Source organism: Streptomyces sp. NPDC016562, assembly GCF_043076955.1.
Lineage (GTDB): Bacteria > Actinomycetota > Actinomycetes > Streptomycetales > Streptomycetaceae > Streptomyces.
On sequence record NZ_JBIBRZ010000007.1, the window covers coordinates 62,501 to 78,300 of the forward strand.

Annotated in this window: 11 protein-coding genes; 7 read left to right on the top strand and 4 right to left on the bottom strand. The window is 73.4% G+C overall.

What is annotated here, in order from left to right; genetic code table 11:
- Positions 1-457: 457 nt before the first annotated feature.
- The 4 genes from ACF059_RS25805 to ACF059_RS25820 form a co-directional block, all read right to left on the bottom strand.
- Entirely contained in the window at positions 458-2,872 is a 2,415-nt protein-coding gene (locus tag ACF059_RS25805) for a transglutaminaseTgpA domain-containing protein (protein WP_392061335.1), read from the bottom strand.
- Positions 2,869-4,269 carry a DUF58 domain-containing protein gene (locus ACF059_RS25810; RefSeq protein WP_392061338.1) on the bottom strand — a complete coding sequence of 467 codons (1,401 nt, stop codon included), beginning with the start codon at positions 4,267-4,269 and terminating at the stop codon, positions 2,869-2,871. The genes ACF059_RS25805 and ACF059_RS25810 overlap by 4 nt, the downstream gene beginning before the upstream one ends.
- Entirely contained in the window at positions 4,269-5,279 is a 1,011-nt protein-coding gene (locus ACF059_RS25815; protein WP_392061341.1) for an AAA family ATPase, read from the bottom strand. The genes ACF059_RS25810 and ACF059_RS25815 overlap by 1 nt, the downstream gene beginning before the upstream one ends.
- Before the next feature lie 136 nt (positions 5,280-5,415).
- Complete coding sequence (locus ACF059_RS25820) at positions 5,416-5,967, bottom strand: beta-class carbonic anhydrase (protein WP_392061344.1); 552 nt, start codon at positions 5,965-5,967, stop codon at positions 5,416-5,418.
- A gap of 341 nt (positions 5,968-6,308) precedes the next feature.
- Between ACF059_RS25820 and rsmH the strand changes: the two genes are divergently transcribed.
- From rsmH to murD, 7 genes are all read left to right on the top strand, one after another.
- On the top strand, positions 6,309-7,238 hold the full coding sequence (gene rsmH, locus ACF059_RS25825; RefSeq protein ID WP_360901015.1) for a 16S rRNA (cytosine(1402)-N(4))-methyltransferase RsmH: 930 nt from the start codon (positions 6,309-6,311) through the stop codon (positions 7,236-7,238).
- Positions 7,235-7,807, top strand: coding sequence for a hypothetical protein (locus ACF059_RS25830; protein ID WP_392061347.1), 573 nt, complete (start codon positions 7,235-7,237; stop codon positions 7,805-7,807). Before rsmH ends, ACF059_RS25830 begins: the two co-directional genes overlap by 4 nt.
- Before the next feature lie 108 nt (positions 7,808-7,915).
- Complete coding sequence (locus ACF059_RS25835; RefSeq protein ID WP_392061350.1) at positions 7,916-9,937, top strand: peptidoglycan D,D-transpeptidase FtsI family protein; 2,022 nt, start codon at positions 7,916-7,918, stop codon at positions 9,935-9,937.
- A 46-nt stretch (positions 9,938-9,983) separates the two neighbouring features.
- The gene (locus tag ACF059_RS25840) at positions 9,984-11,720 is read left to right on the top strand and encodes a UDP-N-acetylmuramoyl-L-alanyl-D-glutamate--2,6-diaminopimelate ligase (RefSeq protein ID WP_392061353.1); all 1,737 of its coding nucleotides are present in this window, start codon (positions 9,984-9,986) and stop codon (positions 11,718-11,720) included.
- Positions 11,717-13,147 carry a UDP-N-acetylmuramoyl-tripeptide--D-alanyl-D-alanine ligase gene (murF, locus tag ACF059_RS25845; RefSeq protein WP_392061356.1) on the top strand — a complete coding sequence of 477 codons (1,431 nt, stop codon included), beginning with the start codon at positions 11,717-11,719 and terminating at the stop codon, positions 13,145-13,147. Before ACF059_RS25840 ends, murF begins: the two co-directional genes overlap by 4 nt.
- On the top strand, positions 13,144-14,214 hold the full coding sequence (gene mraY, locus ACF059_RS25850) for a phospho-N-acetylmuramoyl-pentapeptide-transferase (protein ID WP_360903825.1): 1,071 nt from the start codon (positions 13,144-13,146) through the stop codon (positions 14,212-14,214). Before murF ends, mraY begins: the two co-directional genes overlap by 4 nt.
- Complete coding sequence (gene murD, locus ACF059_RS25855; RefSeq protein ID WP_392061359.1) at positions 14,196-15,758, top strand: UDP-N-acetylmuramoyl-L-alanine--D-glutamate ligase; 1,563 nt, start codon at positions 14,196-14,198, stop codon at positions 15,756-15,758. The genes mraY and murD overlap by 19 nt, the downstream gene beginning before the upstream one ends.
- Positions 15,759-15,800: the final 42 nt, after the last annotated feature.

Sequence of the window (15,800 nt, forward strand, 5' to 3'; positions counted from 1 at the left end):
CGCACCGCCGACACGGGGCTGCGGAGCGGACCGGGTTCCTCCTCCGTGAGGTGGTACGCCTGCGCGGCGGGGCTCGGGGGGATCGAGCCTCGCCGCGTTTGCGTTTTCGCGTCTGCGGGTTCGGCGGTCGTGCCCGGGCGTTTCTGCGGCCCGTACGTCCCCGCGCCCCGTCGCCGCCCGCCCGAAAGACCGGGGCTCCGCCCCGAGCCCCGCGCCTCAAACGCCGGCGGGGCTGGACTACCGGGGCTCCGCCCCGAGCCCCGCGCCTCAAACGCCGGCGGGGCTGAAAGAGCGGGGCTCCGCCCCGGACCCCGCGCCTCAAACGCCGGCGGGGCTGGAGGTGTGCGGCGGGGCTGGATCTTTCAGCCCGTCCGGCGTTTGAGGACCGGGGTCCGGGGCGGAGTCCCGGGAAACGGAGAAAGGGCGGGGTGGGGGAGAGTCGCCCCGCAGGGGTTCCTCAGCCGCGGTTGCGGAGGGGGAGGCGTAGGCGGAGGGCGGTCGCTCGGGTCGAGGCCGCCGCGGCGAGCGTGGACCAGCGGGCCGAGGCCGCCCAGGAGAGGCGGGCCGCCGAGCGGGGGAGGAACAGGGCGCGCAGGCGGGCCGGGCGGGTCGCCGCGGTCAGCAGCGCCGCGCGGGCCAGCACGACGTCCTGTGCGAGGCCGTCGTACGAGACCTGCGCGCCCGGGGGCGCGTACAGGGCCCGTTCCACGGCGCCCGCGACGCGGTGCACCGCCTGCGCGGCCTCCGGCTCCAGCGCGCCCAGGTCCACGATCCGCGCGGCCGCCCGGCGCGGGGACAGCGCCTCGTCCGGGGCCACGCCCACGTCCCACGCGGCGTCGCCCAACTCCCGCCAGGCGTCCAGGACCTCACCGCTGCCCAGCCGTCGGGCCCGCAGCCTGTTGCGGCACAGCAGCGGGAGCAGGGGCAGGCCCAGTACCGCCACCACGGCCGCCGCCCAGCCGAGGACCGTCGTCACCGACGGCCCGTCGTCGCCGGAGGAGCCCTGCGCGGCCGCGGCCGCCCCGCACTCGCCGAGCTTCTTCAGCGCCGGCGGGCACTCCTCGGACTTCGACGGAGCCGCACTCGGCTGCGCCGCGGACTGCGAGGGCAGCGGCGCCGGCGCGGACGGCTGGGCCGCCGGGGCCTGCGCCCGGGAGTAGTCCGGCACGTTGATGCCCGCCCGCGGCGTCGGCTCGAACCGCGTCCAGCCCACGCCCTCGAAGTACAGCTCCGGCCAGGCGTGCGCGTCGCGCATCGTCACGTTCACGCTGCCGTCCGCCTGCTTCTCGCCCGGCGTGAAGCCCACCGCCACCCGCGCCGGGATGCCCAGCGAGCGCGACATCGCCGCCATCGAGAAGGCGAAGTGGATGCAGAAGCCCTCCTTGTCGGCGAGGAACCGGGCCACCGCCTGCGGACCCGTACCCGAGGCCGTCCGCGTGTTGTAGCGGAAGCCGCCGTTCACGGCGAAGTAGTCCTGCAGCTTCACCGCACGCGAGTAGTCGTCCTTCGACCCCTGCGTGACCTGACGGGCCGTCTCGGCGACCACCGGCGGCAGGTTGTCCGGGACCCGCGTGTACTCCTCGCGGATCGCCGGATTCGGCTCGGGGGCCTTCTGCAACTGCTGCGCCGTCGGCTTCAGCAGCAGACTGCGCACCGTGTACTGCGCCCCCTGGACGTTCTGGAACTTCTCCCTGCCCATCTGGTCCCCGACCAGGGTCCGGCCGGCCGGTTCGAACCGCCACTTCCCGCCGATCTCCACCGCGGTCGCCGGATACGGCATGGGCAGGTAGCGCTGGGTGTAGTTGTCCGCCGCCGAGACGCTGGTGCGCACCTCCGACGCGGAGACGCGGACCTGGTCACTGAGCCCGGGCGGATTGGGCAGCCGCTCCGGCACGTCGGTCAGGGCCCGCCCGGAGGCCTCCCACTTGACCCCGTTGAACTCGTCCAGCGCCACGAACCGCAGGTACTGCTCGCTCTGCTGCGGGCTGTCCGTGCGGTACTTCAGCACCACCCGGTTGTCCTGGGTGTTCAGGTTGCTCTGCAGGGAGACCAGCGGGTTGACCGCCGAGATCGTCCCGCCCTTCCCGCTGCCGTCCTCGCCGCCGTCCCGCGCGCCCAGCATCCCGTCGCCGAGCGCGGGCAGCGCCATCGGCACGGCCAGCGCCAGCCCGAGGGCCGCCGCGCCGATCCGGCGGCCGGCCCGCACCGGGGCCATCGCCTGACCGCCCTGGGCGGAGCTCAGGCCGGAGTCGGCCGAGGCACGGCCGCGTGGGGCCGCGCCGAAGACCCGGCCCCACTGGGCGAGCCGGTCGCGGCCCTCGGCCAGCAGCATCATCAGGTAGCCGGAGCCCGCCAGCAGGAAGGAGAACCAGGAGGCCTCACCGCCGCCCGCCAGGCCCGCGGCCACCGAGTACAGGGCCAGCAGGGGAAGCCCCGCCGCGGCGGCCGTCCGCAGGGTCACCGCCAGCGCGTCCACCAGCAGCCCGATCAGGAGCACCCCGGACACCAGCAGCAGCTGGATGCCGTCCGTCGGCGGAGCCGGTATCGCGAACTCGCCCACGTCCTGGACGCCCTGCGCGAACAGCGCGCCGAAATCGGTCACCAGGTACGCCATCGGGCCGGTCCCGCCGGACTCGGCCTTGCCGCCGAAGAAGAACGCGAGCAGCACCAGCGACACGAGCAGCTGGGCCGCCACGGTCAGGGACCGGCCCAGCGGCACCCGCCGGGCCCCCGCGCCCACGGCGCTCTGCAGGGCGAGCAGCGGCGCCGCCTTCAGCAGCCAGGCGGAGGTGTCGACCAGCGGGGTCAGCGACCACGCGGTGAGCAGCGTCGCCAGTGCCGCGAACAGCGTCAGTTTCGCCCGCCCGCTCATGCCCGCCCTCCGGAAGTTCCCGTGCCGAGGCCCGCGGTCCCCGCCTGTCGCCACAGCTCGCCGAACGCCACCCCGGGCGCGGCGGCCAGCGCCGTCCAGCCCGCGTCGCGCAGCCGGTGCAGCCGCTCCTCCAACGGGGCCACCGCATGGCCCGGCGCGGGCTGCCCGCCCCAGGTCGCGGAGTCCAGTACGAAGGCCACGGCGCCCCCGGCGCGCTGGCGCATCCGGGCGGCCAGTTCCGTCTGTACGTCGTCCAGGTCGCCGAAGAAGGCGATGAGGAGCCCGTCACCGCCGGTCCCCGCGAAACCGCCGCCGGCGCTGCGCACCGCGTCGTAGGCCCGCGAGAGGCCCGCTCCGTCGGAGTGCCCGACCACCGCGAGGGTGTCCATCATCAGCCCGGCGGCCTCCGCGGACTCCTGGCCGCCGCCGGAGGCGCCCCTGCTCTCGAAACCGCCACCGCCGCTCGGCACCGAGTCCCCGGTGTCCATGAGGAGCCGTACCGAGAAGCCCTGCTCCAGCATGTGCAGCAGGCTGGAGGCGGCCGCCGAGACGGCCCACTCGAAGGCGGAGTCGGGACCCGCGCCGTCGTAGGCCAGGCGCCGGGTGTCGAGCAGGACCGTGGCCTTGCTGCGCTGCGGCTGTTCCTCACGGCGGACCATCAGCTCGCCGTAGCGGGCGGTGGAGCGCCAGTGCACCCGGCGCAGGTCGTCGCCGCGCCGGTAGCCGCGCGGGATCACGTCGTCGTCGCCGGCCAGGGCCAGCGAGCGGCGGCTGCCGTCGCCGTAGCCGTGGGACTCGCCGGCCAGGCGCAGCGGCGGCAGCGGCTCGGTGCGCGGGACGACGGTGAGGGTGTCGTAGGTGCTGAAGGAGCGGGTGAGCTCGACCAGCCCGAAGGGGTCGGACAGCCGCAGCTGGAGCGGGCCCAGCGGGTAGCGGCCGCGCAGGTCGGAGCGGACCCGGTAGGACACGTCGCGGCGCCCGCCCGGCTCGACGCGGTCCAGGACGAAGCGGGGCCGCGGGCCCAGGACGTAGGGGACCCGGTCCTGGAGCATCAGCAGGCCGGTGGGCAGCCGGGAGACGTTGTCCATGCGCAGCTGCACGCGGGCCTCGGCGCCCGCGGGCACCCGTCCCGGGGTCAGCCGGCGGCTGCCGGAGACCCGGTAGCGGGTGCGGTGCAGGGCGTAGACGCAGATCAGCGGCAAGGCGGCGAGCAGCAGGCCGACGCGCAGCAGTTCGCCCTGGCCCAGGACGTACGCGCAGCCCGCGGCGGCGATCCCGGCGGCCAGGAACGAGCGGCCGCGGGTGGTCAGCCCGGACAGCGACGCGCGCAGCCCGCCGCCCCCGCCCTGCTCCGTACCACCCGGCCCGCCGGCGCCGCGCGGGGCACCGGCGCCCATCAGAAGCCCCGGATGCCCGCGCCGGGCGGCATCTCGCCGCGGGAGTGCGCGGCGGGGACGGGGGTGCGCTGGAGGATGTCGTGGACGACCTGCTCGGCGGTGCGCCGGGCCAGCTGGGCCTGCGCGGAGACCAGCAGCCGGTGCGCGAGGACGGGCGCGGCCAGCGCCTGGACGTCGTCGGGCAGGACGTAGTCGCGGCCGGAGAGCGCGGCGGAGGCCTTCACGGCGCGCAGCAGGTGCAGGGTGGCGCGGGGCGAGGCGCCCAGGCGCAGGTCGGGGTGGCTGCGGGTGGCGGCGACCAGGTCGACGACGTACCGCTTGACGGGCTCGGCCACGTACACCTCGCGGACCGCCTCGATGAGCTTGACGATCTCGTGGGCGTGCGCGACCGACGTCAGGTCGTCGAGCGGGGAGAGCCCGCCGTGCACGTCGAGCATCTGGAGCTCGGCGTCGGGGCTGGGGTAGCCGACCGAGACGCGGGCCATGAAGCGGTCGCGCTGCGCCTCGGGCAGCGGGTAGGTGCCCTCCATCTCCACCGGGTTCTGGGTGGCGACGACCATGAAGGGGGTCGGCAGCGTGTAGGTCGTGCCGTCGATGGTGACCTGGCGCTCCTCCATCGACTCCAGCAGCGCCGACTGGGTCTTCGGCGAGGCGCGGTTGATCTCGTCGCCGATGACGATCTGCGCGAAGATCGCGCCCGGCTTGAACTCGAACTCGCGGCGCTGCTGGTCGTAGATGCTGACACCGGTGATGTCGGAGGGCAGCAGGTCCGGGGTGAACTGGATGCGCTGGACCGAACAGTCGATGGACTTCGCGAGCGTCTTGGCCAGCATCGTCTTGCCGACGCCCGGCACGTCCTCGATCAGCAGGTGCCCCTCGGCGAGGAGCACGGTCAGCGCGAGGCGTACGACCTCGGGCTTGCCCTCGATCACGCTCTCGACCGACTGGCGCACCCGCTCCGCCGTGCTGGTCAGATCCGCGAGGCTCGCTCGGTCGTCATACGTCGTCACCTGGTTCTCCTCGGCCCATTCCCAGGGCCGACGCCCTTGGCGCATGACCGGCCCACCCCGAAACACGGACACCGGACCCGGGGGATCCCGGGTGGTGCCACCCCGCATTCTTGACGGCGTTACGGCCTTGTGTCACTCAAGAGCTGGGATCGATCTCCCGCAGGAGCCCGGTGTGCACATCGAAGACGAAGCCTCGCACATCGTCCGTGTGCGGCAGGAAGGGGTTGGTGCGAACCCGCTGCATGGACTGGCGGACGTCCTGGTCCACGTCCCGGAAGGCCTCCACGGCCCAGGCCGGACGCTGGCCGACCTCGTCCTCCAGCTCGTGCCGGAAGTCCTCGGTCAGGCTTTCGAGACCGCAGCCGGTGTGGTGGATCAGTATCACCGTGCGGGTGCCGAGGGCCCGCTGGCTGATGGTGAGGGAGCGGATGGTGTCGTCGGTGACCACGCCACCGGCGTTGCGGATCGTGTGACAGTCGCCGAGCTTCAGGCCCAGGGCGGCGTGGAGGTCGAGGCGGGCGTCCATACAGGCCACGACGGCCACCTGGAGAACGGGGCGGGCGTCCATGCCGGGGTCGGAGAACTGCGCCGCGTAGCGCTCGTTCGCCGCGACCAGCCGGTCCGTGACGGATCCGCCGCGGGGGGCCTCGGGCGCGGACTCTGCGGGGAGGGATGCGGAAGTCGTCATGGGTACGACGTTAATGGTCACGGCGGGTAAAGGCCTTGCGTGAGTGCGGACAAAGAACGACAACGAGGCTTGTTGTGAGCTAACCCACAGGAGTGGGCGCGGGGCGACCATCCGGGTGATTCGCGCGTTTTGCCGGTTCGGTCCGAGAGGGGCGCACGGCGCGCGGGGCGGTTCGTTGACCGCGGCGACCGTTGCACTAAAGTGACGCGAACCGGCCGGAGCCCGGCCCTGACCGGCCGCCCGGCCCCTTGGTAACACTCCGCGTGCGCGGCGCGGCGTACGCCTGCCGCGCCGTTATCTGAGAGGGCGCTTTGACTAGCGAGTCCCGACATGTCCCGGTGATGCTCCAGCGGTGCCTGGACCTGTTGGCCCCGGCGCTGGAGAGGCCGGGGGCCGTCGTCGTCGACTGCACCCTCGGCCTCGGCGGCCACAGCGAGGCCCTGCTGACCCGGTTCCCCGAGGCCCACCTGATCGGCCTCGACCGCGACAAGGAAGCCCTGCGGCTCTCCGGCGAGCGCCTGGCGCCCTTCGGGGAGCGGGCCACCCTCGTCCACGCGATCTACGCCGACCTGGCCGAGGTACTGGACGGGCTCGGCATCCCGACCGTCCAGGGCATCCTCTTCGACCTCGGCGTCTCCTCCATGCAGCTCGACGAGGCCGACCGCGGGTTCGCCTACGCGCAGGACGCGCCCCTGGACATGCGGATGGACCAGACGACGGGGATCAGCGCCGCCGAGGTACTGAACACCTACGCGCCCGGTGAGCTCGTACGGATCCTGCGCCAGTACGGCGAGGAGAAGCAGGCCAAGCGGATCGTGTCCGCGATCGTCCGGGAGCGGGAGAAGGAGCCGTTCTCCAACAGCGCCCGGCTCGTCGAACTGATCCGCGACGCGCTGCCGCAGGCGGCGAAGCGCACCGGCGGCAACCCGGCGAAGCGCACCTTCCAGGCGCTGCGGATCGAGGTCAACGGCGAGCTGTCCGGGCTGGAGAAGGCCATTCCGGCGGCGGTGGACCGGATCGCGGTCGGCGGCCGGATCGCCGTGCTCTCGTACCACTCGCTGGAGGACCGGCTGGTCAAGCAGGTCTTCGCGGCGGGTGCGGCCTCCACGGCGCCGCCCGGGCTGCCGGTGGTCCCGGAGAAGTACCAGCCGAAGCTGAAGCTGCTGACACGCGGTGCGGAGCTGCCGACGGAGGAGGAGATCGCCGAGAACCGGCGGGCCGCCCCGGCGAGGTTCCGCGGCGTCGAACGCATCCGGGAGGCGCGGCTGTGACCAAGGCCGGGACCGGCAAGGTCGCCACGCTCACCCGCGGCCAGGCGGCCCGCCTCGGCCGGGCGCTCGGCGCGCGGCCGGTCCGGCCCGCCCGGCCCGCCGGGCCGCGTTCCGGGGGGCAGGCCGCGCGGATGCCGTTCGTCCTGCTCGTGGTGGCGCTGCTCGGCGGCGGCCTGATCAGCCTGCTGCTGCTGAACTCGGCCCTGAACGAGGGCTCCTTCCAGCTGACCAAGCTGAAGAAGGAGACCACCGTCCTCACGGACGAGGAGCAGGCGCTGCAGCGGGACGTGGACGCCTACTCGGCCCCCGACGCGTTGCAGCGGCGGGCGCAGGAGCTGGGCCTGGTCCCGGGCGGCAGCCCGGTCTTCATCGGCCCCGACGGCAAGGTCGCGGGTACGGCGGTGGCGGCGGAACCGCCCGCGCCGCCGTCCCCGTCGGCCCCGGCGCCCCAGGCTCCGGCCGCGGCCGCAGCGCCGCCGCCCGCGGCGCCCCAGCCCTCGCAGTCTCCGCAGCCCTCGCAGGCTCCCCAGCTTTCGCAGCAGCAGCCCACCCCCAACCCAGGCAGGTGACGTCGTGACCCCGATGGCAGGCGGTTCCGCGGTGCCGGGGCCCAGCCCCACGAGGCCTTCCCCCACCCCGCCCTCCCCCCGTGGCCTTCGCGTGGACGGGGTGGGCGCGTGAGCCCCGCGGGGGAGCCGCCGCGGCGGCGGGTGCCCGGGCCGGGGCGGCCCAGGGCAGGGGAGCGGGCGCGGGCCGCGGCTCGGCCGGCGACGCGCAGGCCCGCCGCGCCGCGCACGCCGCACACCATCCGCCTCGGCGCGCCCCGCCCCCGGCTGCGCCTCGTCAGCGTCGGCCTGACCCTCGTCATGCTCGCGTTCGTCGTCCGCCTGCTCCAGGTGCAGGCCGTCGACGCCTCCGCCTTCTCCGCCGAGGCCTCCAAGAACCGCTACACCAGCGTCAGGCTGGCCGCCGAGCGCGGGGAGATCACCGACCGCCGGGGCGTGGCCCTGGCCACCAGCGTCGACGCGTACGACATCACCGCCGACCCGAAGATGTTCACCCCGCAGGAGAGCAAGGCCCCGGACGCCCCCGCGCAGGCCGCCGCCCTCCTCGCGCCCATCCTCGGCAAGGACGCCAAGGAGCTCACCGAGCGGCTGAGCACCAAGAACACCCGCTACGTGGTCCTCGCCCAGCGCCAGACCCCCCAGGTCTGGAACCAGATCAAGGACCTCAAGCGGGTCTTCGCGGACAAGGCGGCGGCCGACAAGAAGAACAACGGCCCCGGCGCCAACGTCCTCGCCGGCGTGTTCAAGGAGGACAGCAGCAAGCGGGTGTACCCGAACGGCGACCTGGCCGCCGGGATACTGGGTTACGTCAACGCCGAGGGCAAGGGCGCCGGCGGACTGGAGTCCTCCCTGGACAAGAAGCTGTCCGGCAAGGACGGCGAGGTCACCTACGCCCAGTCCGGCGGCCGCAAGGTCCCCACCGCCGGCTCCAGCGAGAAGCCCGCCGTGCCCGGCGAGGACATCGAGCTGACCATCGACCGCGACATCCAGTGGGCGGCGCAGAGCGCCATCGCCGAGCAGGTCCAGAAGTCCGAGGCCGACCGCGGCTACGTCATCGTCCAGGACACCCGCACCGGCGAGGTCCTCGCCATGGCCAACGCCCCCGGCTTCGACCCCAACGACCTCACCCGCGCCCGCTCCACCGCCATGGGCAACGCCGCCCTCCAGGACGTGTACGAGCCCGGCTCCACCGCCAAGGTGATGTCGATGGCGGCCGTACTGGAGGAGAAGAAGGCCACCCCGGACACCCGGGTCGAGGTCCCCAACCGCCTGCACCGCGGCGACCGGCTGTTCAAGGACGACATCGACCACCCGACCTGGTACCTGACCCTCAACGGGGTCCTCGCCAAGTCCTCCAACATCGGCACCATCCTGGCCACCGGCCAGCTCGGCCCGACCCAGTCCAAGTCGAACGAGGTCCTGCACTCCTACCTGACCAAGTTCGGCATCGGGCAGCCCACCGGCCTGAACTACCCGGGCGAGTCCCGCGGCATCCTCGCCAAGCCCGGCGACTGGTCCACCTCCCAGCAGTACACGATCCCTTTCGGCCAGGGACTGTCCCTCAACGCCATGCAGGCGGCCTCCGTGTACTCGACCATCGCCAACGGCGGGGTCCGCATCACCCCGACCCTGGTCCGCGGTACCAAGGGCCCCGACGGCCGCTTCACCCCGGCCCCGGCGCCCGAGCGCACCCGCGTGGTCAGCGCGGAGACCGCCAAGACCCTCGCCGAGATGCTCGAATCCGTGGTCGACGACCAGGAGGGCACCGGCACCAAGGCCCGCATCCCCGGCTACCGGGTCGGCGGCAAGACCGGCACCTCCAACCGAGTGGATCCGGCCACCGGCCGCTACAAGGGCTACACCGCCTCCTTCGCCGGTTTCGCGCCCGCCGACAACCCGCGCATCACCGTCTACTGCGCCATCCAGAACCCGACGAAGGGCAGCTACTTCGGCGGCCAGATCTGCGGCCCCATCTACAAGAAGGTCATGGAGTTCGCCCTCAAGACCCTCCAGGTCGCCCCCACCGGAACCGCCCCCGCCGGGCTCCCGGTCACCTACGAACCGGGCCCGCAGCCCGCCCAGCCCCCCGCCCAGCAGCCCGCACCGCAGCCCAGTCCGCAGCCCGGTCAGTGACCCACCGCCCCTGCCGGCCCGCCAGAAAACGCGTGAGGCACCATCAGTGACAACGATCACCCCGAAACCCGGGAACCAGTCGGCCGACGAAGGCGGGGCCGGGCCCTCACTTCGCGGGCGGCCCGCCGCGCCCGGTACGCTCACCGCCGTGCCCCACGCTGATCAGCCCAGAACCACCCAGAAAGACGCCCCGGCAACGCCGCCGGGAGCGCCGCGGCCCGTATCCGTGCGACCGACACCGCTGCCCGAGCTCGCCGCCCTGGTCGACCTCGAAGCCGCCGGTGAGCCGTCGGGTCCGCAGATCACCGGGATCACGCACGACTCCCGTGCGGTGCGCCCCGGCGACCTGTACGCGGCCCTGCCGGGAGCCAGGACGCACGGCGCCGACTTCGCCGCCCAGGCGGCCGCGCTCGGCGCCGCCGCCGTGCTGACCGACCCCGCCGGGACGCAGCGCGCCGAGGCGACCGGCCTGCCCGTCCTGACCGTCGCCGACCCGCGCGGCGCGATGGGCGAGCTCGCCGCCGCGATCTACGGCCGCCCCGGCCGGGACCTGCTCCAGATCGGCATCACCGGCACCTCCGGCAAGACCACCACGGCGTACCTCGTCGAGGGCGGCCTGCGCGCGGCGGGCCGCAGCACCGGACTGGTCGGCACCGTCGAGATGCGCATCGGCGACGAGCGGATCAAGTCGGAGCGGACCACCCCCGAGGCCACCGACCTCCAGGCCCTCTTCGCGGTCATGCGCGAACGCGGGGTCGAGGCCGTGGCCATGGAGGTGTCCAGCCACGCCCTGGTGCTCGGCCGCGTCGACGGCTGCGTCTTCGACGTGGCCGTCTTCAACAACCTGAGCCCGGAACACATGGAGTTCCACTCCGACATGGAGGACTACTTCCAGGCGAAGGCGCGGCTCTTCACGCCCCGCCGGGCCCGCCTGGGCGTGGTCAACCTCGACGACGAGTACGGCCGCCGCCTCGCCAAGGAGGCGACGGTCCCGGTGGTCACCTTCTCCGCCGCGGGCGACCCGGCCGCCGACTGGCGCGCCGAGGACGTGGTCTTCGGACCGGCGAGCTCCACCCTGACCCTGCTGGGCCCCGAGGGACAGCGCGTACGGTGCACCGCGCCGCTGCCCGGCCCGTTCAACGTCGCCAACACCGTCGCCGCGGTCGTCACGCTCGCCGCGGCCGGACTCGACCCGCAGACCGCCGCCGACGGCGTCGCCGCGGTCCCCGGGGTCCCCGGCCGTCTGGAGCGGGTGGACGCGGGGCAGCCGTACCTCGCCGTCGTCGACTACGCGCACAAGACGGACGCCGTCGAATCGGTCCTGCGCGCCCTGCGCGAGGTCACCGAGGGCAAGCTGCACATCGTGCTCGGCTGCGGCGGCGACCGCGACACCACCAAGCGGGGCCCGATGGGCGCCGCGGCCGCCCGGTTCGCCGACACGGCCGTGCTGACCTCCGACAACCCGCGCTCCGAGGACCCGCTCGCGATCCTCGCGGCGATGTTCGACGGCGCCGTGTCCGTACCGCCCGCCGAGCGGGGCACCGTCCTGGTCGACCCCGACCGGGCCGCGGCCATCGCCGCCGCCGTGGCGCGCGCCCGGCCCGGTGACACCGTGCTGGTGGCGGGCAAGGGCCACGAGCAGGGCCAGGACACCGCCGGTGTCGTACGGCCCTTCGACGACCGCACGGTGCTGCGCGCCGCGATCGAGCGCCAGGCCGTGCTCGACGGGACGGCCGCGCCCGATCCGACGACCAGGGCCGGACAGGCCGAGGTGAACCAGTGATCGCCCTTTCCCTCGCCGAGATCGCCGACATCACCGGCGGGCGGCCCCACGACATACCGGATCCGGCGGTACAGGTCACCGGTCCCGTGGTCTACGACTCCCGCGAGGTCCGGCCGGGCAGCCTGTTCGCCGCCTTCGTCGGTGAGCGGGTCGACGGCCACGACTTCGCCGAACGCGCGCTGGCCGCCGGCGCCGTGGGCGTCCTCGCGACGCGACCCGTCGGCGTACCGGCCATCGTGGTCCCCGACGTGGTGGCCGCCCTCGGGGCCCTCGCCCGGGCCGTCGTCGCCCGCCTGGGCACCGACGTCGTCGCCCTCACCGGGTCCGCCGGCAAGACCTCCACCAAGGACCTGATCGCGCAGGTGCTCCAGCACCACGCGCCGACCGTCTGGACCCCGGGGAACCTCAACAACGAGATCGGCCTGCCGATCACGACGCTGCGCGTCACCGAGGAAACCCAGCACCTGGTCCTGGAGATGGGCGCCCGCGGCATCGGCCACATCCGCTACCTCACCGGACTGACGCCCCCGCGGATCGGACTCGTCCTCAACGTCGGGACCGCCCACATCGGCGAGTTCGGCGGCCGCGAGCAGATCGCGCAGGCCAAGGGCGAGCTCGTCGAGGCCCTGCCGGCCGAGGCGGAGGGCGGCGTGGCCGTCCTCAACGCCGACGACCTGCTGGTTCGCGCCATGGCCGCGCGCACGAAGGCCCGTACGGTGCTGTTCGGCGAGGCCGAGGACGCCGAAATCCGGGCCACGGACGTCCGGATGACGGACAGGGGGCGGCCCACCTTCACACTGCACACACCGACCGGGTGCAGTGACGTGACCTTGCGGCTGTACGGTGAGCACCACGTGTCGAACGCGCTCGCCGCGGCCGCCGTCGCTCATGTACTGGGCATGTCCGCCCCGGAGATCGCCACCGCGCTCTCCGAAGCGGACACCCTGTCCCGGTGGCGGATGGAGGTCACCGAGCGGGCGGACGGTGTGACGATCGTCAACGACGCCTACAACGCGAACCCGGAGTCCATGCGGGCCGCACTGCGCGCGCTCGCCGCGATGGGCGGTGCGGCCAGGGCGAACGGGGGACGCACGTGGGCGGTGCTCGGCCCGATGGCCGAGCTCGGGGACGACGCGCTCGCCGAGCACGACGCGGTCGGGCGGCTTGTCGTCCGGCTCAACGTGAGCAAGCTCGTCGCAGTCGGGGGCCGGGAAGCCTCATGGCTGCAACTGGGCGCATATAACGAGGGTTCGTGGGGTGAGGAGTCGGTGCTCGTGTCCGACGCGCAGGCGGCGGTCGACCTGTTGCGCAGTGAACTGCGCCCGGGTGACGTCGTGCTGGTGAAGGCTTCCAGGTCGGCCGGTCTGGAGCGGGTGGCCCAAGCCCTGCTCGCCGGTGCTGTCGAGGGCGAGGTCGCCGACCGATGAGGCAGATCCTGTTCGCCGGCGTCATCGGTCTGTTCCTGACGCTCATCGGTACTCCGCTGCTGATCAAGCTTCTGGCCCGCAAGGGCTACGGCCAGTTCATCCGCGACGACGGCCCCCGCGGCCACGCCGGGAAGAAGGGCACGCCCACCATGGGCGGTATCTCCTTCATCCTGGCGACGCTCATCGCGTACGCCCTCACCAAGGTCATCACCGGCAGCGAACCGAGCTTCTCGGGCCTGCTCGTGCTGTTCCTGATGGCGGGCATGGGTGTGGTCGGTTACCTGGACGACTACATCAAGATCGTCAAGCGCCGCTCGCTCGGTCTGCGGGCCAAGGCGAAGATGTCCGGTCAGCTGATCGTCGGCATCGCCTTCGCGGTGCTCGCGCTCCAGTTCGAGGACCAGCGCGGGCTCACCCCGGCCTCCACCAAGCTGTCGTTCGTCACGGACTTCGGCTGGTCGATCGGCCCGGTGCTGTTCGTCGTCTGGGCCCTGTTCATGATCCTGGCGATGTCCAACGGCGTGAACCTGACCGACGGTCTGGACGGCCTCGCCACCGGCGCCGCCGTGATGGTCTTCGGCGCCTACACCTTCATCGGCGTCTGGCAGTTCCAGGAGTCCTGCGTCAACGCGCAGACCCTGCCCAGCCCGAACGCCTGTTTCGAGGTGCGCGACCCGCTCGACCTCGCCGTCGTCGCCTCCGCCCTGATGGGCGCCTGCTTCGGCTTCCTGTGGTGGAACACCTCGCCCGCCAAGATCTTCATGGGTGACACCGGTTCGCTGGCCCTCGGCGGCGCGCTCGCCGGTCTCGCGATCTGCTCCCGCACGGAGTTCCTGATCGCCCTGCTCGGCGGCCTGTTCGTCCTCATCACCATGTCGGTCGTCATCCAGGTCGGCTCCTTCAAGCTGACCGGGAAGCGCGTCTTCCGGATGGCCCCGCTGCAGCACCACTTCGAACTCAAGGGGTGGTCCGAAGTCCTTGTCGTGGTCCGCTTCTGGATCATCCAGGGCATGTGCGTGATCGTGGGTCTGGGTCTCTTCTACGCGGGATGGGCAGCCGACAAGTGAGCGACGACCGCACTCTGCCCGCCGAGCCCGGCTCCGCCACCGAGGCGGCCCGCTACGGCCTCCCGGACCGGATCACGGTCGCCGGTCTCGGCGTGAGCGGCGTCAGCGCCGCCCGCGCCCTGGCCGGGCTCGGAGCCCGGGTGACCGTGGTCGACAACGGGGACGGCGACGCCCACCGGGCGAAGGCCGCCGAGCTCGCGGAGCAGGGCATCGAGGTCCGCCTCGGTCACCTGGAGGGCGGCGCCCGCGCCGGGGACGTCCTGCCCGAGGGCACCGGACTGGTCGTCACCTCCCCGGGCTGGAAGCCCGACAGCCCGCTGTTCGCGGCCGCCGCCGCGGCCGGCGTGGACGTCGTCGGGGACGTGGAGATCGCCTGGCGGCTGCGCGAGCTCGGCGTGCGCCGACGCGCCGCCGCGCGCGAGGCGGCCGGTGGCCCCGGAGGAGACCCGCAGGCGGCCCCCGCCGCCTGGCTGGCCATCACCGGCACCAACGGCAAGACCACCACCACCCAGATGCTGGCCTCGATCCTGAAGGCCGCGGGCCTGCGCACCGCCGCCGTCGGCAACATCGGCACCCCCATCATCGACGTGGTGCTCGGCGAGCAGGAGTACGACGTGCTCGCCGTCGAACTGTCCAGCTACCAGCTGCACTGGGCGCCCTCGCTGCGCGCCCACTCGGCGGCCGTGCTCAACCTGGCCCCCGACCACCTCGACTGGCACGGCTCCATGGAGGCGTACGCCGCCGACAAGGGCCGGATCTACGAGGGCAACACGGTGGCCTGCGTCTACAACGTCGCCGACCCGGCCACCGAGAAGCTGGTCGAGGAGGCGGACGTCGAAGAGGGCTGCCGGGCCATCGGCTTCACCCTCGGAGCCCCGGGCCCCTCCATGCTCGGCGTCGTCGACGGCATCCTCGTCGACCGGGCCTTCGTGGAGAACCGGCACAAGAACGCCCAGGAGCTCGCCGAGGTCAAGGACGTCAACCCGCCGGCCCCGCACAACATCGCCAACGCGCTCGCCGCCGCGGCCCTGGCCCGCGCCTTCGGCGTGGAGCCGCGCGCCGTCCGCGACGGGCTGCGCGACTTCCGCCCGGACGCCCACCGGGTCGCGTACGTGGACGAGGTCGGCTCGGTCACCTACATCGACGACTCCAAGGCCACCAACACGCACGCGGCCGAGGCCTCGCTCGCGGCCTTCGAGCCGGTCGTGTGGATCGCGGGCGGCCTCGCCAAGGGCGCGACCTTCGACGAGCTCGTCCAGAAGTCCGCGAAGCGGCTGCGCGGCGTGGTGCTGATGGGCGCCGACCGGGCGCTGATCGGCGAGGCGCTGGCGCGACACGCCCCCGAGGTCCCGGTCGTCGACCTCGCACGGACCGACACTGGGGCGATGCTCGCAGCGGTCCGGGAAGCGGCCGCGCTCGCCGAGCCCGGCGACACGGTCCTGCTGGCACCTGCCTGCGCCTCGATGGACATGTTCGCGAACTACAACGAGCGTGGGGACGCATTCGCCGACGCGGTGCGCGAACTGGCCGCCGAGAGCGCCTAGGTCGAAGGATCCTCCGGCCGGCTGCTCGCCTCGTACGAGTGG